Source organism: Streptomyces venezuelae, assembly GCF_008642355.1.
Taxonomy (GTDB): domain Bacteria; phylum Actinomycetota; class Actinomycetes; order Streptomycetales; family Streptomycetaceae; genus Streptomyces; species Streptomyces venezuelae_B.
This window is the reverse complement of the sequence record NZ_CP029193.1, coordinates 724,092-744,623: the sequence shown is the minus strand read 5'-3', so window position 1 is coordinate 744,623 and position 20,532 is coordinate 724,092. Positions and strand designations below refer to the sequence as shown.

The window sequence follows — 20,532 nt, the reverse complement described above, 5'->3', positions numbered from 1 at the left end:
GGCCGCCCTCGCGCTGCGCACGCCCATCCTTGCTGGGTGAAGGCCGACTGGGGTCAGGAGCGGGCGGGAGGGGTGCGGGCCGCGGCGAGCAGCGCGAGCAGTCCCCGCACCGCCGTGTCGAACGCGGCCGGCGAGCCCGACGACCGCGCCAGGACGTAGCCGCCCTGCACCGTCGCGACGACCGTCGACGCGATGTCCTGCGGAACGAGCGCGTCGGTGAACTCGCCCTGGGAGCGCCCCTCTTCGACGATTCCGGCGATCCGGTCGCGCAGCCAGTCGAGGGTCTCGGTCACGGGTGCGCGCAGTTCGTCGCTCGCGATGACGTCCGGGTCCATCGTGAGCCGTCCGACCGGGCAGCCCTTCAGCACGTCGCGCTCGCGCAGCAGGTACGACTCGATGCGGGCGTACGCCGATCCGTCGCCGCCCAGGACCGCATCGGCCGTGGCGCGCATCTCCTCGGCGGTGCGCCGGATCGCGGCGAGCGCGAGATCGGGCTTGCCGGCGAAGTGGTGGTACATGCTGCCCTGGCCCGCGCCCGCGTGCTGCTGGATGGCCTTGGGGCTCGTGCCGACATACCCCCGCTCCCACAGCAGCTCGCGGGTGGACTCGATCAGGCGCTCCGGAGTGCTCATGAAGACACTGTACATACTAGTAGGTACAGAGATCCAGTGAGCTCGTACTCCCACGGTGGTACGCGCGGTGCCGCTGGCCGTACGACGACGTGAGGGCACCCCCCGGGCGAGTTTGGAGGCATCGCAGAAACCGCTTCGGAGGAGATGAGTCCAGATGCAGACGCTCGCGCACTGGGACGGCGGGCCCGGCCCGTGGATCCTGTTCTTCCCGCTGGTCTGGGCGGCCGTCGTCGTCGGCGCCGTCGCCCTGCTCCGCCGCACCGTGTGGCGCGGGCGCCGCGGTCCGTTCCGGGGGACGGGCGGAGCCGCCGGACCCATGGGGTACGCCCGGCACACCGCCCTCGACGAGAACTCGCCCATCGCCGTGCTCGGCCGCCGCTTCGCCTCCGGTGAGATCGACGAGGACGAGTACTGGCGCAGGCTCACCGTCCTCAACGAGGAGTTCGGCCGCACCTCCAAGGGGGGACCGGCATGAGCACCACCACCGGACGGGTCGCCGCGATGCCCGTGGACACCGGCGCCGCCGCCCGCGTCGCCGATGCCGTGAAGGTGTACGGCAGCGGGGACACCGCCGTACGGGCCCTGGACGGGGTGAGCGTCACGTTCGGCGCCGGACGCTTCACCGCGATCATGGGCCCGTCCGGGTCCGGCAAGTCCACCCTGATGCACTGCGCGGCGGGCCTGGACACGCTCACGTCGGGCGCCGCGTACATCGGCGACACGGAGCTCGGGAAGCTGGACGACCGACGCCTCACCCTGCTGCGGCGCGACCGCGTCGGCTTCGTCTTCCAGGCGTTCAACCTGGTGCCGACGCTGACCGTCGCCGAGAACATCACCCTGCCCCTGGACCTCGCGGGCGTCCGCGGCGACCGTGAGTGGGCGGACGCGCTGATCGACGTCGTCGGCCTCCGCGACCGACTGCGTCACCGGCCCGCCGAACTCTCCGGCGGCCAGCAGCAACGCGTCGCCGTGGCACGGGCGTTCGCCGGGCGCCCGGATGTCGTCTTCGCCGACGAACCGACCGGCAACCTCGACTCGCGCACCGGCGAGGAGGTCCTGAACCTGCTCGGACGTGCGGTACGGCGGATGGGCCGCACCGTCGTCATGGTCACGCACGACCCGGTGGCCGCCGCCCACGCCGACGAGGTCGTCTTCCTCGCCGACGGACGCCTCGTGGACCGCATGGAATCACCGACGGCCGACCTGGTCCTGGACCGGATGAAGGCGTTCGACGCTCGGCAACCGACTCCCCCCGCGCCCGCGACCACGCACTCCGCCGCGCCCGCGGTTGCCCACTCCATCGCGCCCGCCGTGACGCATTCCGCCGCCCCGCCGCCTTCGCCCGGTGCGCGGCCCAGCGCCAAGGAGCCGCAGTCATGGACTCCCTGACCGCCACCGTACGGCTCAGTGCCTCCTCGCTGCGCGGCCACCGGCGACGCTTCGCCGGTACGTTCCTCGCCGTCCTGCTCGGCGTCGCCTTCCTCGCGGGCACCCTCGTCATGGGCGACACACTGCGCGCCGGCTTCGACACGATGTTCGGCAACGCCACGAGCGGCACCGACGCCGTCGTCCGCAGCGCCGGCACCATCACCACCCCCGACGACAGCCAGGGCACCCGCAAGCCGGTCGACACCGACCTCGTCGAGACCATCGAGAAGGCCGAACACGTGGCCGCCGCCGCGCCCGACATCCAGGGCGCGGGCCAGCTCCTCGGCAAGGACGGCGAACCCATCGGCGGCCAGGGCCCACCCACCCTCGCGGGCAACTGGATCGACGACAGCGAGCTGAACGCGTACCGACTCGCCGAAGGCCGCGCCCCGTCCGGCCCCGGCGAGGTCGTCGTCAACCGCGGCGCCGCCGAGACCGGTCACCTGAAGATCGGCGACACCACGACACTGCGCACCCCCGACCCCGTGCAGGTGCGCATCGTGGGCCTCGCGACCTTCGGCGGCGAGGACGGCATGGCGCAGACCACCTTCACCGGCATGGCGCGCGCCGACGCCGAGAAACACCTCACCCCGAAGCCCGGCGAAGCCTCCGCCATCCGCGTGCGGGCCGGCCCCGGAGTGAGCCAGCAGGAGCTCGTCGACGCGCTGACTCCCGTACTGCCCACGGGCGTTGAGGCCATCACCGGCGAGGCGTCGGCAGCGGAGAGCACCGACAACATCTCCGGTCAGTTCCTCTCCGTCTTCACCACGCTCCTGCTGGTGTTCTCCGGAGTGGCCCTGCTGGTCGCCACGTTCAGCATCCACAACACCTTCGCCATCGTCGTCGCCCAGCGCACCCGCGAGAACGCGCTCCTGCGCGCACTCGGCGCCTCGCGCCGCCAGGTGGCGGTGTCGACCCTCGTCGAGGCGAGCGCCGTCGCCGTCATCGCGTCGACCGCGGGCCTCGCGGGCGGCATCGGTGTCGCGGCAGGACTCCAGGCGCTCTTCCCCGCCATCGGATTCCCCTTTCCCGAGGGGGACTTGGTGATCGGCGCACTCTCCATGCTGCTGCCGCTCGCCGTCGGCGTCGCCGTCTGCCTGGGCTCCGCGCTGCTGCCCGCCGTACGGGCCGGGCGCACCGCACCCCTCGCCGCGCTGCGCGAGACGGCCGTCGACCACTCCGGCGTCTCACGTCGCAGGGCCGTCGTCGGCACCGGCCTCGCCCTGGCCGCCGTGGGCCTCACCCTCACCGGCGTCCTGGTCAGCCCCTCCGTCTGGCTCGCCGCCGGGGGAGCGGTGCTCGCCCTCGTCGCCTTCGTGGTGCTCGGCCCCGTCGCCTCCTCGCGGGCCGTACGCGTCCTCGGCGGCCCCCTCGACCGGCTGCGCGGCGTCACCGGCGGCCTGGCCCGGCGCAACGCGCTGCGCAGCCCGAAGCGGACCGCGGCCACCGCGAGCGCGCTGATGATCGGTGTCGCCGTCGTCTCGCTCTTCACGGTCTTCGGCGCCTCCCTGAAAGCCACGATGGACCAGACGGTCAACCGCTCCTTCGCCGGGGACGTCGCGGTGAGCACCCCCGGCTTCGGCGCGGGCGGCAGCGGCCTGAGCCCGAAGCTGGCCCCGGCCCTCGCGCAGCGGCCGGAGGTCGCGACCGCCGTCGGCCTCGGCAAGGGCGCCGCGGAGGTCAACGGCGAGGGCCGGGCCCTCACCGTCACCGACCCGAAGCCCTTCGCCCGGTCCTTCGACCTCGGCGACGTCGACGGTTCGCTGGGCGCGCTAGGCGACCGGGGCATCGCGATCACCAGGTCGGAGGCGGAGAAGCAGGACCTGCAGGTCGGATCGCGGGCCGAACTGGCCTTCGCCGACGGGAAGAAGGAGACCTTCACGGTCCGCGCGGTCTACGGCAGGTCGGAGCTCGCAGGAGACTACGTCGTCACCCGCGAGGCCTGGGCGCCGCACCGCATGCAGGACTCCGACACGCTCGTGTCCGTCACGTTCAAGGACGGCGTGAGCACCGCCGAAGGGAAGGCCGCGGTCGCGGCGACGGCGCGGGACTTCGGGAATCCGGACGTGCAGACCCGCTCCGAGTACGCGGAGACCTCGGCGAGCGGCATCGACATGATGCTCACCCTCGTCTACGCGCTGCTCGCCCTCGCCGTGCTCATCGCCCTGCTCGGCATCGCGAACACGCTGACCCTCGCGATCCACGAACGCACCCGCGAGCTGGGTCTGCTGCGCGCGGTCGGCCAGACCCGGGCACAGCTGCGCGCCATGGTCCGCTGGGAGTCGGTGCTCGTCGCCGCCTTCGGGACGGCGGGCGGGCTCACGCTGGGCGGCTTCCTCGGCTGGGTGCTCGTCAAGGCGTCCGACAGCACGACGGAGAGCGCCTTCGCGTTCGCCGTGCCACCGGCGCAGCTGGCCGTGGTCGCCCTGGTGGGCCTGGCGGCGGGCGCGTTGGCGGGCCTGCGCCCGGCTCGGCGGGCGGCGCGTCTCGACGTGCTGCGCGCCATCGCCACCGAGTGAGGCCTCGCCCGCAGGGAACGCCCGCCCCGTCCTCGTACCCGAGGGGCCCGCGGCATCCGGGGGAGCGGACGATCACCGCCCGGTCAGCCGACAACGGCCGACCGGGCGGGAGTCTTCTCTGCCGCCCCGTACACGGGATACGGAGCGAGGGTCACCGCGGGGGACACCGCGGGGAGTGTGAACCACACGACCTTTCCCGCGTCGCCCTGCGGCCGGACGCCCCAGCTCTCGCTCACCGCCGCGACCATCGCGAGGCCCCTGCCACAGGTGGCGAAGGGATCCGTGTCACGGAGTTCGGGAAGCCGGGGATCGTGGTCGTGGACGGAGACCGTGAGCCGGTCGAGCAACAGCTCGATCTCCACGGTGCACATCTTGTCCGGCTCGGCATGCCGGTGGACGTTGGTGAGAAGTTCCGTCACACCGAGGGCGGCCTGGTCTATCAACGGATCGAGATGCCAGTAGCGCAACTGCGCAGATACGATTCTGCGGACCTGACCGATCCGCGACGGCAGGGCTTGGAGCTCTACCATGCAATGCCTGCTTGGCTGGCTGATCACGGCTGCGACTCCCCGAATTGAGGTCCGGAAGAAGACGACGATCGGATCCAGCAGGGGCCGCGTGGTCTGCCGCCTGCTGTGTGGCCGGCGGGGCTGGTTCGCAGCGTCATCGCCGGTAAACCCAGAGTGATGTGAGACCAGAGTGACCCAGGGGGTGCGGGCATGCAACTCGCGCGTCGTGTCGCGGGGTCCGGTCAGCTCCGTCGGACCCGGTGTTCCGTGGCGTCGCGCACCGCCTCCATGAACCGGCGCACCGTGGGCGGGCCCGCTTCTCCCGGACGCGGTTCGTGGTCGGCGAGCGTGAGCCGGTAGCGGGTGCCGTTCACTTCGGCGAGGGCGCGGTCGTCCGGGGCGAACCAGGGCTTGCCCGTGCGCACCGCCTGCAGCGGCGCGCTGTCGATCTCCGTGCCGTAACTGGTCAGCAACTCCAGCCTGCCGTCGGCGATGCGGATCTGACCGGCACGGGTGAGGGAGCGCAAGCGCCGCCCGATCCGCACACCCGTGGCCGTGAACTCCGGCTCCGCCATGGCACTCCGCCCCCTTGTGCGTTTCGGGTGAATCGCTCCGACTCGGGGACTGGTGCCCCGTGCCGTGAAGTCTGCACGTCCGAAGCGTCGAGCACCAGTACGTACGGGGATGTCCGTGCAGGGCTTCCACCGCACCCGTCGACGGTGCGCCGTCAAGCTCTGCCCAAGGCTGTCGCGGCTGCTCCTTTGAGGTGCCCAAAGGCGTGTTTATGCAGGTGAGGCGGGTGTTGGAGGTGTTTAAGATCGAGGGGTACGGCCGCGTCCGAATCGCGTCCGGCACGACGCGAAGGAGCCCCGCCGTGAGCACCCCACAGCAGTTTCGAGCCGACGGACCCCAGCCGACGCTCGACGTCGACCACAGCGATGCGACGTACCGAGCATGGCTCAAAGAGGCCGTCCGCAAGGTGCAGGCGGACGCCAACCGTTCGGCCGACACCCACCTCCTGCGCTTCCCGCTGCCCGAACACTGGGGCATCGACCTGTACCTCAAGGACGAGTCGACCCACCCCACCGGCAGCCTCAAGCACCGCCTCGCCCGCTCGCTCTTCCTCTACGGCCTGTGCAACGGCTGGATCCGGCCCGACCGGCCGGTCATCGAGGCGTCCAGCGGCTCCACCGCCGTCTCCGAGGCGTACTTCGCGAAGCTCATCGGGGTGCCCTTCATCGCGGTGATGCCCCGCACGACAAGCGCCGAGAAGATCCGTCTCATCGAGTTCCACGGCGGCCGGTGCCACTTCGTGGACGACCCGCGCACGATGTACGCGGAGTCCGCCGCCCTCGCCGTCCAGACGGGCGGTCACTACATGGACCAGTTCACCTACGCGGAACGGGCCACCGACTGGCGGGGCAACAACAACATCGCCGAATCGATCTACCAGCAGCTGCGTCTGGAGCGGTACCCGGAGCCCACGTGGATCGTCGCCACGGCGGGCACCGGCGGCACCTCGGCGACCATCGCGCGCTACGTCCACTACATGCAGCACGACACCCGCATCTGCGTCGCCGACCCGGAGAACTCCTGCTTCTTCGACGGCTGGACGAAGAACGACCCGGACGCGACGAGCGACTGCGGCTCCCGCATCGAGGGCATCGGCAGGCCCCGCATGGAGCCGAGCTTCGTGCCCGGTGCGATCGACCGCATGATGAAGGTGCCGGACGCGGCGTCCGTCGCCGCGGTCCGCGCCCTGGAGCAGGCCATCGGCCGCAAGGCGGGCGGCTCGACCGGCACGGGCCTGTGGAGCGCACTGAAGATCGTCGCCGAGATGGTGGCCGCGGGGCAGACGGGCAGCGTCGTCACCCTGATCTGCGACCCCGGCGACCGCTATCTGGACAAGTACTACTCGGACGCGTGGCTGGCCGAACAGGGCCTGGACATCACGCCCTACGCGCAGGCCGTCGAGACGCTCCTCGGGACGGGGGCGTGGCCCGAGCTGCGGACGCGGTGACGCTCGCTCGCGGCGGGTCATGCCGCCCGTGAGGCGAGCGGGCGGGTCACCCCGCCCGCGAAGCGAGCCGCTCGTCCAGCGTCGTCACCGCGTCCCGGAACGCCCGGCCGAGACCGGCGCGGCCGAGCTTCAGGGCGACGCGCAGGACCGCCGCGCCGTCCATGGCGAACGTCCACTGCACGCGGGTGCCGGGACCGGTGCCACCGGCCGTCGGGGAGAGCCGCCACTCCTCGACGAGGGCGCGCAGACCGGGCGCGTTCGTACGGTCCACGCGGTACACGTAACGCTCGGGGCCGTCCGCCGCCAGTATCGACTCCTGGAAACGCGTGCCGCCCTTGAGCCGGACCTCGCGGCCCGTGCCGCCCCCGGTCGGCCGGCACAGGGTGACCGCGGCGAACCACTGCGGCCAGCCCGTCACGTCGTCCGCCAGCGCCGCGTACACCGCCTCCGGCGGCGCACTCACCTCGCGCGTGAAGACCAGCCGCACCGGAGCGGACGCGACGAAGTCGAGCCCCACGGGGTTCAGTCGGTGTGCCATCGGACTCTGCCCCCAGCGGAACGTGACGGTTGACCGGGCGTCGTCACGATAGCTGGCGGGCCGTCAGATGTCTGCGTCGGCCCCGGAGTCAGCGAAAGCCTCGGAGTCATCGGAAGCCTCGGAATCGGCGGAGTCGCCGGAACCCTCGGTGGATGCCGCGCGCTCACCCGTCACCACGACCCGGTTCACGTGCTCGGAGATGTCCACGTGCGCCTCCGCGGGCAGCCCCGCGTCCGTCACCAGCGTGTCGACCTGCGACAGCGAGGCGAACGAACTCAGCCCCACCGTCCCCCACTTGGTGTGGTCCGCGACGACCACGACGCGCCGCGCCGACTGCACCAGACGCCGGTTGGTCTCCGCCTCCGCCAGATTCGGCGTCGACAGGCCGGCCTCCAGCGATATGCCGTGCACACCGAGGAAGAGGACGTCGAAGTGGAGCGCCCGGATCGCCTGGTCCGCGACCGGACCGACCAGCGAGTCCGACGGGGTCCGCACACCTCCGGTCAGCACGACCGTCGCCGCGCCCGGCCGCTGCCCCGAGGTGCGCTGCGCGGAGTGGAAGACATCCGCAACCCGCACCGAGTTCGTCACCACCGTCAGGTCCGGCACGTCCAGGAGGTGGTGCGCCAGCGCATACGTCGTCGTACCCCCGGACAGGGCGATCGCCGTGCCGGGCGCCACCAGGGACGCCGCGGTCCGCGCGATGTCCTCCTTGGCGGTCAGCTCGAGGCCCGACTTCGCCTCGAACCCCGGCTCGTGCGTGCTCGCCTCGACCACCGGGACCGCGCCGCCGTGCACCTTCTCGAGCATGCCCTGACGGGCCAGCGCGTCGAGGTCGCGGCGGACCGTCATGTCGGACACGCCGAGCTTGCGGGTGAGCTCGTTGACCCGGACCCCGCCGCGGCGGCGCACCTCGTCCAGGATCAGGGCACGGCGCTGCTCGGCCAGGAGGTTCTGATGGTCGCTCACGCCTGGTCCGGCCCTTCTGCCTCGGCATCCCCGGCGCGCCCGCCCGGCGCGCTGCCTCATCCTCGCACGCGCCACCGACAGCCGTGCCACCGACCGGGTGGGGCGTGCGCCGCCGGGGAAGAACACGGGAGGGGGAGATTACGTGACGAGGGGTGCGCGGAGGCCCGCGCCCCTGGATCCTTGTCCTCTCACCACGCGCATCTCGGGGGAAGCGGAACAGTGGAGCGAGCAACGCAGGACGAGACGGCCCTGGAACTCCTGGTCCACGGAGTCGGGGGCACCACACCGGAAGAGATGCTGGGCGACCCGCGCACCGTGCGGATCTCCGGCGACGACACGGCGGCCGTGTTCCGCCGCACCGAGGACGCCGACGCGGAACGCCGCCCCGACGACTACCGCGGGAAACCGGTCCCCGAGGCGTACGTATGGTGCAACCTGACCTCAGGCAACGGCTCCCGTGCCCTGTGGCTCCTGCTGCTGCCCTTCATGGTGGTCAACCTCGCCCACTGGATGCGGCCCACCTCCCGCCACCGCAAACGGCTCGTGCGCACCTACGGCCTGCTGGTGCGGCTCGTCGGCCTCACCCTCACCGTGCTGCTCGTCGCCGCCGCCTGCGAGCTCGCACTCGACCTCACCGCCTGGCAGTGCGCGGGCACCCCCGACTGCTCGGGCGACCGCGCCTGGCTCGGCTTCCTCGCCGCCGACGCCTCCGGCGACGGCGGCTGGTGGTCCCAGCCCGGCCGCCGCCTCGCCCTCGCCGCGCTCCTGCCCGCCGCCCTCACCGGCCTCCTCTGGTACCTGTCCCACCGCACCTGGAGCGCGTACGAATCCCAGCAGCCGCTGCCCCAGCAGCCCGACCCGGAGGAGGAGACCAGCCGCACCGCCCTCGGCAGGCCCGGGTTCTGGTACGGGCGGCGCCTCGTGGCCCGGCTGCGCGCCGCGCACACCGCGGCGGGACTGCTCACCGTCGCCGCGGCGGTCGGCACCTCCGCCGCACGTCACGACCGGCGCGCCGGCGGCCCCGGTCTGCTCGACGCCCTCGGCTGGGCACTGGACGCGACGCTCGTCCTGGGCGGCGCGGTCGTCGTGTGGGTGGTGTGCCGCAGGGGGCGTACGGAGAACCGGCTCGACCGGCGGCTGGACAAGACCCTCGTCCGCTGGCTGCCGCTCGGCGCCCTCGTCCTGCTCGCCCTCGTCCTCCTGTACGCGGGCTGGTCGCGCCCCGGCTGGCGCTCCGAGGGCAGGCTGCCGGGCGACGCGACGTTCGGCGGCATCGCGCTCGTCCAGGGCGTCCTGATCCTCGGCCTCGCGGTCGTCGCCCACCTCCTGTACCGCACGTCGCCCGACTCCCGCACCGCGATCCGCGGCTTCGCCGGGCCCGCCGTCGCCATGCTGTCCTGCGCGCTCGGCGGCGTCATGACCGGCGGCGGTGCGCAGCGCGTCTCCGACTGGCTCGACGGCAGCGACGGCTCCATCGACGGACCCGCACTGGTGCTCACCTGGCAGGCCTCCGTGATCCCGCCGCTCCTCGTGGTCGTCGCGGTGCTGTGCGGGTGGTTCGGGTTCCGTACCGTCCAGCGCAAGCGCCGGGAGATGGACCGGATGGCGGCCGACTACCCCGACGAGCGCAAGGACTCCACCCGCACCCGCCGCATCGCGGGCACACGCGCGCGTGCCGCCCTCACCGATCGCGCGCCCCTGCTCGTCGGCATCATCTCCGCCGTCACGCTGCTCCTGGGGGCGGCCGCGCTCACCGGCGCCTGGGTGACGGACGAGGTACCTGCGAAGGCCGCGGGCGGCCTGCCCGACACAGTGGAAGGGGCGGCGCAGGCCTCCCAGGCCCTCGGCTCCTGGCTGATCGGCTTCGGCTTCATACTGTTCGTCACCTGGGGCCGCCGCGCCTACAAGGACCCCTCGGCCCGCCGCACCATCGGCATCCTCTGGGACGTCGGCACCTTCTGGCCGCGCGCCGCCCACCCCTTCGCGCCGCCCTGTTACGCCGAGCGCGCGGTCCCCGACCTGACCTGGCGGATGGCCGGCTGGACGCGCGCCACCAGCGCCACGGGAGGCCGCCTCGTCCTCTCCGGCCACTCGCAGGGCAGCGTCCTCGCGGCGGCCGCCGCCTGGCAGCTGCGCCCCTCCGTCCGCAGGCGCGTCGCCCTGCTCACCTACGGCTCGCCCCTGGAGCGCCTCTACGGACGCTGGTTCCCCGCCCACTTCGGCCCCGCCGCCCTGACGTCCCTGCACCGCGAGGTCGACTGCTGGCGCAACCTGTACCGCACCACGGACCCGATCGGCGGCCCCATCCAGCTGCACGGCGACTGCGGCCCGCAGGTCGACCGCGCCGCCCTCAAGGACCCCCTGGCATACGGCCGCACCGAGGAACACCCGCTGCCCGCACCGATTCTCGGCCACGGCGACTACCAGGCGGACCCCGCGTTCGCCGAGGAACGGGCACGGCTCCTGGCCCGCCTCAAGGCGAGCGTCCCGCCCCCGAGGCCCGAACCGACGCCCTCGGCTGCGGCCCAGGGAGCCCCGGAGGCGGAGGGCTTCACACCGGCTCCGGCAGATCCTCCGGGTACAGCAGGGTGAGGTCGTCCGTGCTCGGCTCGCCGAGCTGCGCGACCCGCCCCGCGTGCCGCTCCACCATCGCCTCGAACGTCTGGCGGGCGGTACGGCCGTTGCCGAACGCGGGGCCCTTGGGGAGCGCCGTGAAGTACTTCAGGAGCGCCTCGGACGTACCCGCCCCGAGGCGGTACTCGTGCTCCTCGGACTGCTGTTCCACGATCCGCAGCAGCTCCTCGGGGGCGTAGTCGCTGAAGGTGATGGTCCGTGAGAAGCGGGACGCCACGCCGGGGTTGACGGAGAGGAACCGCTCCATCTCCGCCGTGTACCCGGCGACGATCACCACGACGGCCTCGCGGTGGTCCTCCATCAGCTTCACGAGCGTGTCGATGGCCTCGCGGCCGAAGTCGCGCCCGGAGTCCTCGGGGGAGAGGGCGTACGCCTCGTCGATGAACAGCACGCCGCCGCGCGCCCGGTCGAACGCCTCCTGGGTGCGGATCGCCGTCGAGCCGATGTGCTCGCCGACCAGGTCGACGCGGGACACCTCGACGAGGTGGCCGCTCTCCAGGACGCCGAGCGAGGCGAGGATCTCGCCGTAGAGGCGGGCGACGGTCGTCTTGCCGGTGCCGGGGGAGCCGGTGAAGACCAGGTGGCGGCGGACGGAGGCGGCCTTGAGTCCGGCCTGCTGCCTGCGGCGGCCCACCTCGATCATGTCGGTGAGGGCGCGCACCTCGCGCTTGACGCTGTCCAGGCCGACCAGGGCGTCGAGCTCGCCGAGGACCTCCTTGGAGGCCCGGGAGGTCTTCTCGGCGGTGGACGCCGCGGGCTGCGGGGTCTGGGAACTCGATGGGCCCGGCGGGCTCTGCTGGGCGGGCAGGGTGCCGAGGAGCCCGACGGTCTGGGTGGCGGTCTGCACGGCGGGTGCCGGCTGTGCCGGTGCCGCGGGAGTACGCAGGCCGCCGCTCTCGTCGCTCGCGCAGTCCTCGACGAGCGGGCCCTCCTCCGAGAACTCGAAGCCGCCTCGGGCGCACCGCTCCGTGCGGCACTTCTTCAGCGTCGTACGGCACCCGTCTATGACGTGGAAGCCGTAGCCGCCGCTGTCGCTGACCCGGCAGCCGTGGAAGCTGCCGCGACCACCCGCCGACACGTAGAAACCGGCCTCGGCGGGCGAGGTGACCGTGCAGCGCTCGATCGTCGGGTCCGCGCCCTTGGTGACGATCACACCCGTCTGGACGGCGTCCACCGTGCAGTTGGCGAGCGTGCCGCCGCTGCCGTGATCGCGGAACCAGGCGCCCGTGGCCGCCTCGCGGATACGGCAGTCGTCGAGCTGGGCGGTCGCCCCGTCGCTCACCGAGACCGCCGTGTTGCGCACCTGCGAGAGGTCGCTGTCGACGACGTCGGTGCGCGAGCCGCGGTCCAGGACGAACAGCGCGTCCGGTACGTCGTGCACCCGGCACGACTCCAGGACGGCCGTCGCGCCGTCGCTGACCCACACCGCCGGATAGTCACCCGTACTGTCGTGGATCTCGCACTGATTGGCGTCCACGCGCGTGCCCGGGTCCCAGACGGAGAGGCCGTTGCGCCCGAACCGGCTGACCGCGGACCGGGTGAGGGTGAGCACGGAACGCGAGCGCAGGTCGATCGCGTTCTCGGGGATGTCGTGGATGCGGCAGTCGGCCATCGTCAGCACGGCGTCCGTGTCGAGCGTGACGCCGTCCGAGGTGGTGCGGTGCACGTCGCAGTCGGTCAGGTGCGCCGTGGCCCGCCCGGTGACCTGCACGCCCGAGCCCTTGACCTCGTACACCTCGCAGCCGATCGCCTCAAGACCCGTGTGCTCCCCGGTCACCGAGAAGCCCGCGCCCGACGCGTGGTGCACCCGGCACCGCTCCAGACGCGGGTGGGCGCCGCCGCGCACCGCGACGCCGGACTGGCCCGCCGCGACGATCTCGCACTCCTCGAAGACACCGCCGCCCCCGTCGAGCACCGCGATGCCGATGCCGCCCGGGTTGTCGACGGTGCAGCGGCGCACCGTCGGCCGCGCGCCGCCGCGCACTTCGAGACCGGCCGCCGACCGCGTCACCACGCGGATGCCGATGAGTTCGGGGGCGCCGTCCTCGACGAGGAGCGCGGGCGCGGACGAGTCCTGGCCCTCGACGTGCAGGTCCTGGACGACCGCGGAGGCGCGGACGGTCAGGGGCACGCCGTCGGAGGGCGCGATGCGCACCGAGCCGGGGGAGCTCTCCGGGCCGCGCAGCGTCACCGCGCGCTGGACGACGAGGTTCTCGCGGTAGGTGCCCGCGGCAACGGTCAGTACGTCCCCGTCGTTCGCGGCCTCCAAGGCAGCGGCGAGCGATGCGTACTCGCCGGTGCGGCGCCGCCACCGCGACGTGCCGGTGTGCGTCACCTGGACCGTGCCCTGTGCCATGGAGTTGCTCTGCCCCCACCTTGTCGTACGCGGGACCTCGCGGCGCTTGATGTGTCACTGCCTGTCGTGGCACCGCGCGAGGGGCCGAGGAGTTCGGCCGGTCCACCGTAGCGCGCGCGAGCAGGCCGAGTTGACCTGATGGCCGGGGCGGGCGCTTCAGGAACCGGTGCCGGTCCGGCCCCAGTCGGGTCCCGCCTTCTCCCAGGCCCGGTCGAGCCGTGTGTGCCGCGCCTGGACCATGCGCCAGAGGATCAGCCTGCGGGCGCCCTCGACGAGGCCGGCGCTCGCCGTGGCGGCACCGAATCCGGCCAGGACGGCGTGCGTCGTCGCCGTCGCGCCGTCCAGGGGGCGGCCGACGACCTTGCCGCGCTCGTCGGTCCATATGCGGAAGTGGTCGCCGGGGTCGGGGGACTTGAGGTCGGAGAGCACCACGCCGTAGTGATCCGTGCGGTCCGGGGCCTGCCAGCGGGCCAGGACGCGGCTGTGCGCGTCGCGTGTCGACGAGGTCTCGGGGTCGGGGTCGATCGGGGAGTGTCCGACTTCGCGCAGGACGGTGCCGGTGACCGCGTGGCGGGTTTCGTGCTGCTGCCGCACCGAGGCGAGCAGGGCGTCCCGCGACAGGCTCGTGGTGAGGACCCCGACGACCGGGACGGCGACGAGGATCAGTACCAGGGCGGCCAGGGCCAGCCAGGCCTCGGCCAGGTCGGTGCCACGGCGCAGTGGGTTGTGCCGCCACCGCCAGAGGCCGACGATTGCTCGCACTGACCCGCACCCCCTTCCGCGTCCCTCCGCTGTGCTGCGTGCCCAGGATCCCAACGTCCGTGGTCCGGCGTCGAGTTCCCCGCCGGACATCGATCATTCGGGGAGTCCGTGTGCGTATCGGATGCGGATTTTTCCGGGCGAGTCGGGTGCCTGGGTGTGCGCTCGTGACCGGACGCGGACACACGAAAGCCGCCGCCGGGTCGTGACCCGGCGGCGACCGGCGTCATGCGGGCCCGGCGGCGGCCTCACGCGGAGCGTGCCCCCTGGCCGCCTCGAACCCGGTGGCGATCAGTACCCGCGGTAGGGGCGGTTGTACGGATCCTCGTACGACGACGGGGCCGGGCGGGGCTGCGCGGGGCGCATCGCCTCGTACCCCGTGCCGGGGGCCGGCCGCTGGGGCTGAGCGCCCGGGTAGCCGCGCGGGCCCGCGGTCTGCTGCGGGATGTACGGCGCCGGGGCCTGCTGCAGCGGTGCGGGCTGCTGGGCCTGGGGGTAGCCGTACCCCTGCTGGGGGTGGGACGGGGCGGCCGGCAGGGCGGGCAGTGCGGCCGGCAGTGCGGGCAGGTGACTGCCCGTGTCGTACGCGGAGGGGACCCGGATCGGGGCGATCTGAGGAGTGCCCCGCTCTGCGACGAGGGAGTCATAGATCGGAGTGTCCGGGAAGGACGGCGCGGAGTAGTAACCGCCGCCATAGGTGGAGCGGGGGGAGGTCATGCTCCATAAGTTAAGCCCTAGATGTGCTGGTTGGGGAGACCGATAAGAGGGTTGTTTTACGTGTCGGCTGTGGCTGTGGATCCCCAATGCGAGCGAACTTGGGAAAATCGGTCGCCGAACGATGTTCGGATCGTGTAAAGGCCGAGCTCCTGAGGGGTTACCCGGGGTTGGCCCCAGGGGCTTCGCGGGCACGGTCGTGGGCCTGCCGAAGCTCCGGGTAATAGGTTGGTCATGAACGGAAACGGCGGCCCTGCCGGACGGCGACTTGCGATGGGGGCGGACATGACAATGTCTAAAGGATCGAATGTTCCCGTACCGGCACCCGCGGTACGGATCGAATTGGGGTGGGGTTCCGGGGCGGGAGTGCCCGACGCGGATGCCTCCGCGCTGCTGTTGTCGTCTTCCGGAAAGGTGCGCTCGGACGCGGACTTCGTCTTTTACAACCAGCCCGCGCACTCCTCCGGAGCGGTGCGCCACGACGGCAAGACGACCTCCGGCGCCGGGGTCAGCGATGTGCTCACCGTCGATCTCGCGCGCGTGGAGCCCGAGATCGAGACCGTCGTGCTCGCCGCGTCGGCCGACGGGGGCACGTTCGGCCAGGTGCCCGGTCTGTACATCCGCGTCCTCGACGCAGCGAACGGCGCCGAACTCGCGCGCTACGACAGCGCGGACGCCACCGTGGAGACCGCCTTCGTCCTCGGCGAGCTCTACCGGCGCCAGGGCGCCTGGAAGTTCCGCGCCGTCGGCCAGGGGTACAGCAGCGGCCTCGAAGGGCTCGCCACGGACTACGGCATCTCGGTGGACGAGCCGCAGCAGGCCGCCGCCCCGGCCCCCGTCGCCGCACCCGCCGCTCCCGTAGCACCTCCCGCCCCCGTCACCCAGCAGCCCGCCGCCCCCGCGCCGCCTCCGCCCCCGCCGGCCGCCGCCGCACCTGTGCGCCTGACCAAGGTCACGCTGACCAAGGACGCGCCGTCCGTCTCCCTGACCAAGCAGGGCGGCACATCGGGCGGCATGCGCGTGAACCTCAACTGGGAGGTGCGCAAGCAGTTCAAGGGCTGGGGTGCCAAGCTCGGCAGGGCCGTCGCCATGCACGCCGACCTCGACCTCGACCTCTGCGCCCTCTACGAACTCGCCGACGGCCGCAAGGGAGTCGTCCAGGCCCTCGGCAACGCCTTCGGAGCGCTCAACCAGCCCCCGTACATCCTGCTCGACGGCGACGACCGCACCGGCGCCGTCGCCACCGGCGAGAACCTCACCATCAACCTCGACCACATCAAGGACTTCCGGCGCATCGTCATCTTCGTGACCATTTACGAAGGAGCGCGGAGCTTCGCCGACCTCAACGCCACGGTCACCCTTCAACCGCAGCACGGCGCCCCCGTCGAGTTCTCCCTCGACGAGTGCACGGTCCCCTCGACCGTGTGCGCGCTGGCCCTGCTCACCAACAACGGCGGCGACCTCGTCGTCCAGCGCGAGGCCCGCTACCTGGTGCCCGACCGCGGCGTGAGCCCGCAGCGCACCATGGACCACGCCTACGGCTGGGGCATGAACTGGACGCCGGGCCGGAAGTAGCCGCTCAGGGCTGCTCGGGCGAGGGCTCCGGAGCGGTGGGGTCGGGACGGGTGTACGTACGCCCCTTCCACGCGGCGCCGCGTCCCCTGTAGTGCTGCACCGCCGAATCCACCGTCATCAGGAGGTAGAGGAAAGCGGTGCCGGGCAGCAGGGGCGCGAGGGTGAGCGGCTGACGGTAGTAGCGCAGCATCGGCAGATACGTCGCCGTCATCACGAGCCAGGCGAGGCCACCGGCGACCGCCGCCGCGCGGCTGCCCGTCGCAAGCCCCGCAATCAGCGCCACCGGGGGCACGAGATACACCACGGCGAGCCCCGCGACCGTGCCGACGAGCAGCGGGACGTTGTGCCGCAGCTGCGCGTACGCGCTGCGCGAGACCATCCGCCACAGGTCGGCCAGGCGCGGATAGGGGCGCACGCTGTCCACGCCGTCGGCGAGCCCGAGCCAGATGTGGCCGCCCGAGCCCTTCACCGCCCGCGCGAGCGCCACGTCGTCGATCACCGCCTGCCGGATGGTGTCGGGGATCCGGGCACGCTCGGCGGCGTCCGTGCGCAGCAGGACACAGCCGCCCGCCGCGGCGGCCGTCCGCGCCCCCTTCCGTGCGATCCACCGGAACGGATAGAGCTGCGCGAAGAAGTACACGAAGGCCGGGACCACCAGGCGTTCCCACGGGCTCTCCACCCGCAGCCGGGCCATCTGCGACACGAGGTCGTAGCCCTTGCCGCCCCCGCCGCGCGCGGCGGCCACCAACCGCCGCAGGCTGTCCGGCTCGTGGGCGATGTCCGCGTCGGTGAGCAGGAGGTATTCGGGGTCCCGCGCGCGGGCGAGGCCGATGCCGTGGCGTACCGCCCAGAGCTTGCCCGTCCAGCCCGCGGGCGGCTCACCGGGGGAGCCGACGGTCAGCGGCAGCCCGCCGTGCCGCTCGGCCAGCGTGCGGGCCAGCTCGCCCGTGCCGTCCGAACTCCCGTCGTCCACAAGGAAGACGTCGGCGCGCCCCGGATAGTCCTGCGCGAGCAGCGAGGGCAGGCTTTCCGCCAGTACGGCCGCCTCGTCCCGCGCGGGCACGACGACGCCGACCGAAGGCCAGACGTCCGGCTCCTCGCGCGGTGGCAGGCGCACGTCGGTACGCCAGAAGAAACCCTGCCCCAACAGAAGCCACAGCCACGCGGCAAGCGATCCGGTGGCGGTCCACGCAACGGCGCTCATCCGCCGAAGTCTGCCCCACGGGACGGTGCCTGTGGGGCCCATCGACTATGGTGACCGGGTGAAGATCGCGCTCATGGACTCCGGCATCGGACTGCTCGCCGCGGCGGCCGCGGTGCGTCGCCTTCGGCCCGACGCCGATCTCGTTCTCTCCTCCGACCCTGACGGCATGCCGTGGGGACCGCGTACGCCTGAGGACCTCACCGCACGCGCCGTCGCCGTCGCGGAGGCCGCCGCCGCGCACCGACCCGACGCGCTGATCGTGGCCTGCAACACGGCCTCCGTGCATGCGCTGCCCACCCTGCGGGCCCGCTTCGAGTCGGAGTTCCCCGTCATCGGGACCGTACCGGCGATCAAGCCCGCTGCCGCGGCGGCGGGCGGCGGGCCGGTGGCCATCTGGGCCACGCCCGCCACCACCGGCAGCCCCTACCAGCGCGGGCTCATCGAGGACTTCGCGAACGGCGTCGCCGTCACCGAGGTGCCGTGTCCCGGGCTCGCCGACGCCGTGCAGTACGCGGACGAGGCGGCCATCGACGAGACGATCGCCGCCGCGGCAGCCCTCACGCCCCCGGATGTAAGGGCCGTCGTCCTGGGGTGCACCCATTACGAGCTGGTCGCCGAGCGTATCCGTGCCGCCGTCCAGCAGCCCGGACAGCCGCCCCTCGTCCTGCACGGTTCGGCCGGAGCGGTGGCGGCGCAGGCTCTGCGCAGGGCGGGCGCCAACATAGGCGCCACGGACGCGGTGCCCGGACTGACCGTCCTGCTCAGCGGACGTGAGGAGCAGCTGCCCCCGGCGGCTCTCGCCTACGCCGAGGGCCGCATGCTCGCGGAGACCAGCCCGGCGCTCTGACCCGGAGGCCCGGGTCCGCGGTCGCTCTCCGTGACGCGGTGGCCTCGCGGCGGAATCTGAGTAGTCTCGGAAGCATGAAGGACCAAGCCCCCGAAGAGCGGGCCGCATCCGACAGCCCGCACGAAGTCTGGACCGGCCGCGCGACCAACCGCGTCCAGTGGCTCCTGGCCTGCGCCGGTGCCGCCTGTCTGGCGCTCGGCATCGAGCTCGCGGTCGACTCCATGTGGACCTCGGGCATCCTGCCGCTGGTCATGTCCGTCGTCGGGTGCATCGCGGCAGGGCTCCTGATGCTCTTCGGAACGCTCGCCTTCGTCCACGTGGCCGTGAAGGTCGAGAAGGACTACCTGGAGGTGCGCTGTGGCCACCTGGGCCTGCCGCGCCGCCTGATCCCGCTCTCCCAGGTCGTCGGTGCTGACTTCGCCCCCGCGGTGACGCCGCGGCAGTGGGGCGGCTGGGGATACCGCTGGCGCCCGGAGAAGGGCACCGCCGTCGTGGTCCGGCGCGGCGAGGGCCTGGTGCTCAGCCTGGGCGACGGCCACAAGTTCACGGTGACGGTCGACGACGCGGAGTCGGCGGTCCGGGCCATCAGAGCGCGACTCCGCCTCAGAGGCACGACGAGCTGACGCCCGGCGCGGGGGTCGCGGCAGGGCGGCGGGGCCGCACCTCGCGGCGTTGTCGTGCCGGACTCACTCGGGCTGTGCGACGGCGTCCTCCCCGTGGAGTCCTGTGGCCAGAGGGCGGGCCGTGGCGATGCCCGCCAGGAGGCCCGCTCCCGTGGTCACCGTCGTCACACTCAGCGCGTTGCCCACTGCCGCCACGGCCGTCAGTGCCGTGAGGGACGCCCCCGCCGACAGGACCACCTGGGTGGAACCGGGGGAGCGCCACAGGGCGTGGAGCAGCCAGCAGAACACCGCCGCCAGCAGCGCCACCCCGACGAACCCCTGCTCCGACGCCTGTTGCAGCGTCGCCGAGTGCGGCTTGCCGTCCGTGACGAGGTCGTCGGCGGCGACGGGACTGACATCGCCGAACCGGCCCGGTCCCACCCCCATGGCGGGCTCCCGCTCGGCGAGGCTCAGCGCGTCCTTCCACAGCACCACGCGGTGGTGGCCGACGCTGCCCTCCAGCGGCGCCGTCAGGCCCTCCGGGAGCGAATCGTCCGCCAGAGCCAGGGACACGCCCGTGACCAGGACCGCCGCGGCGGCGAGCCCGATGATGCCCGGAGCTCGATTGCGCAGCCGTGCCGCCGCCAACGAGCAGAGCAGCACCATGACGGAGCCTGCGCAGCCGACGGGCGAGCCGAGGACCGCCGCGACACCCGCGATGCTTGCGGCGAGCAGCCGCAGCGCCAGGCGGAGCGAAGGCGTACGGGCCGCCCAGGCCGCACAGCACGCCGCACCGGCCGAGAGGATCAGAAGGGCGGCGGTGGCGCCGGTGTGGCCCAGGGGAGAGGAGGGGCTGAGCGTGAGCCGCGGCGCCGCCACGGCGAGCCCGAGTCCGGCGAGCGCGCCCGCACACGGCGCGGCGACGGGGAGCAGTGCCCCGCAGATCCGTCCGCCCGCGTACCCCGCGGCCACGGCGAGGACTGCGAGCAGCATCCCCTCCGGGCTGCCGCCGTGCACGCCCGCGGTGATCAGCGCCCACGCCGCACAGGCGCCGAGCAGCGCCCCGCCCGTCGCGTCGGACGCGTTCCGCCGCTCGTGTGCCGCTTCCGGACAGGCCGAAGCGGCCGTACCCGTTGACCCCACCCCGTCGCCCCCCGGTATGTGACGGGCCCCCACCGGCACGGGAACGCCCCACGGTGACGTGGAGCGGACGGGCCTCGGGGACT

Annotated in this window: 18 protein-coding genes; 8 read left to right on the top strand and 10 right to left on the bottom strand. The window is 72.9% G+C overall.

The features are described from left to right. Positions 1-53: 53 nt before the first annotated feature. Positions 54-647 carry a TetR/AcrR family transcriptional regulator gene (locus DEJ47_RS03225; protein WP_150164725.1) on the bottom strand — a complete coding sequence of 198 codons (594 nt, stop codon included), beginning with the start codon at positions 645-647 and terminating at the stop codon, positions 54-56. A 139-nt stretch (positions 648-786) separates the two neighbouring features. Between DEJ47_RS03225 and DEJ47_RS03220 the strand changes: the two genes are divergently transcribed. Genes DEJ47_RS03220 through DEJ47_RS03210 form a run of 3 tightly spaced genes read left to right on the top strand, consistent with a single transcriptional unit; the run spans position 787 to position 4,579 of the window. After that, entirely contained in the window at positions 787-1,107 is a 321-nt protein-coding gene (locus DEJ47_RS03220) for an SHOCT domain-containing protein (RefSeq protein WP_150164723.1), read from the top strand. Positions 1,108-1,133: 26 nt separating this feature from the next. Beyond that, positions 1,134-2,021: an ABC transporter ATP-binding protein gene (locus DEJ47_RS03215; RefSeq protein ID WP_223828668.1), complete on the top strand. Its 888-nt coding sequence runs from the start codon at positions 1,134-1,136 to the stop codon at positions 2,019-2,021. Continuing rightward, complete coding sequence (locus DEJ47_RS03210) at positions 2,018-4,579, top strand: ABC transporter permease (RefSeq protein ID WP_150175403.1); 2,562 nt, start codon at positions 2,018-2,020, stop codon at positions 4,577-4,579. The genes DEJ47_RS03215 and DEJ47_RS03210 overlap by 4 nt, the downstream gene beginning before the upstream one ends. 83 nt (positions 4,580-4,662) lie before the next feature. Here the strand turns inward: DEJ47_RS03210 and DEJ47_RS03205 are convergent, their stop codons facing one another. Beyond that, on the bottom strand, positions 4,663-5,136 hold the full coding sequence (locus DEJ47_RS03205) for an ATP-binding protein (RefSeq protein WP_150164721.1): 474 nt from the start codon (positions 5,134-5,136) through the stop codon (positions 4,663-4,665). A 194-nt stretch (positions 5,137-5,330) separates the two neighbouring features. Beyond that, positions 5,331-5,663, bottom strand: a complete 333-nt coding sequence (locus DEJ47_RS03200) for a hypothetical protein (RefSeq protein WP_150164719.1) — start codon at positions 5,661-5,663, stop codon at positions 5,331-5,333. A gap of 299 nt (positions 5,664-5,962) precedes the next feature. Here DEJ47_RS03200 and DEJ47_RS03195 point away from each other — a divergent pair, with 299 nt between their 5' ends. Next, the gene (locus DEJ47_RS03195) at positions 5,963-7,108 is read left to right on the top strand and encodes a PLP-dependent cysteine synthase family protein (protein WP_150164717.1); all 1,146 of its coding nucleotides are present in this window, start codon (positions 5,963-5,965) and stop codon (positions 7,106-7,108) included. A 46-nt stretch (positions 7,109-7,154) separates the two neighbouring features. On the opposite strand, the gene DEJ47_RS03190 is transcribed toward DEJ47_RS03195, so the two are convergent. Beyond that, positions 7,155-7,646 (bottom strand): SRPBCC family protein, encoded by a 492-nt coding sequence (locus DEJ47_RS03190; RefSeq protein WP_150164715.1) that lies wholly within the window; start codon positions 7,644-7,646, stop codon positions 7,155-7,157. Between the two features lie 63 nt (positions 7,647-7,709). Further along, positions 7,710-8,615, bottom strand: a complete 906-nt coding sequence (locus DEJ47_RS03185) for a DeoR/GlpR family DNA-binding transcription regulator (protein WP_150164713.1) — start codon at positions 8,613-8,615, stop codon at positions 7,710-7,712. A 219-nt stretch (positions 8,616-8,834) separates the two neighbouring features. Between DEJ47_RS03185 and DEJ47_RS03180 the strand changes: the two genes are divergently transcribed. Next, on the top strand, positions 8,835-11,207 hold the full coding sequence (locus DEJ47_RS03180; protein WP_150164711.1) for a hypothetical protein: 2,373 nt from the start codon (positions 8,835-8,837) through the stop codon (positions 11,205-11,207). On the opposite strand, the gene DEJ47_RS03175 is transcribed toward DEJ47_RS03180, so the two are convergent. The 3 genes from DEJ47_RS03175 to DEJ47_RS03165 all read right to left on the bottom strand — a co-directional run bounded on the left by DEJ47_RS03175 (position 11,167) and on the right by DEJ47_RS03165 (position 15,081). After that, on the bottom strand, positions 11,167-13,605 hold the full coding sequence (locus DEJ47_RS03175; RefSeq protein WP_150164709.1) for a right-handed parallel beta-helix repeat-containing protein: 2,439 nt from the start codon (positions 13,603-13,605) through the stop codon (positions 11,167-11,169). The two genes, DEJ47_RS03180 and DEJ47_RS03175, sit on opposite strands and share 41 nt — an antisense overlap. A gap of 156 nt (positions 13,606-13,761) precedes the next feature. Then, positions 13,762-14,367: a hypothetical protein gene (locus tag DEJ47_RS03170; protein ID WP_150164706.1), complete on the bottom strand. Its 606-nt coding sequence runs from the start codon at positions 14,365-14,367 to the stop codon at positions 13,762-13,764. 288 nt (positions 14,368-14,655) lie between these two features. Next, positions 14,656-15,081, bottom strand: coding sequence for a DUF6643 family protein (locus tag DEJ47_RS03165; protein ID WP_150164704.1), 426 nt, complete (start codon positions 15,079-15,081; stop codon positions 14,656-14,658). Between the two features lie 282 nt (positions 15,082-15,363). Between DEJ47_RS03165 and DEJ47_RS03155 the strand changes: the two genes are divergently transcribed. Continuing rightward, the gene (locus tag DEJ47_RS03155; protein ID WP_150164700.1) at positions 15,364-16,653 is read left to right on the top strand and encodes a TerD family protein; all 1,290 of its coding nucleotides are present in this window, start codon (positions 15,364-15,366) and stop codon (positions 16,651-16,653) included. A gap of 4 nt (positions 16,654-16,657) precedes the next feature. On the opposite strand, the gene DEJ47_RS03150 is transcribed toward DEJ47_RS03155, so the two are convergent. Further along, on the bottom strand, positions 16,658-17,857 hold the full coding sequence (locus DEJ47_RS03150) for a glycosyltransferase (protein WP_150164698.1): 1,200 nt from the start codon (positions 17,855-17,857) through the stop codon (positions 16,658-16,660). Between the two features lie 58 nt (positions 17,858-17,915). On the opposite strand from DEJ47_RS03150, the gene DEJ47_RS03145 reads away from it, so the two are divergent. Together DEJ47_RS03145 and DEJ47_RS03140 are read left to right on the top strand one after the other, a co-directional pair. Beyond that, complete coding sequence (locus DEJ47_RS03145) at positions 17,916-18,704, top strand: glutamate racemase (protein ID WP_150164696.1); 789 nt, start codon at positions 17,916-17,918, stop codon at positions 18,702-18,704. 74 nt (positions 18,705-18,778) lie between these two features. Further along, a complete protein-coding gene (locus DEJ47_RS03140; RefSeq protein ID WP_150164694.1) occupies positions 18,779-19,327 on the top strand; it encodes a hypothetical protein in 549 nt (182 codons plus the stop codon). Between the two features lie 63 nt (positions 19,328-19,390). Here DEJ47_RS03140 and DEJ47_RS03135 read toward each other — a convergent pair whose 3' ends face one another. After that, a complete protein-coding gene (locus DEJ47_RS03135; RefSeq protein WP_150164692.1) occupies positions 19,391-20,449 on the bottom strand; it encodes an O-antigen ligase family protein in 1,059 nt (352 codons plus the stop codon). Between the last annotated feature and the right edge of the window lie 83 nt (positions 20,450-20,532).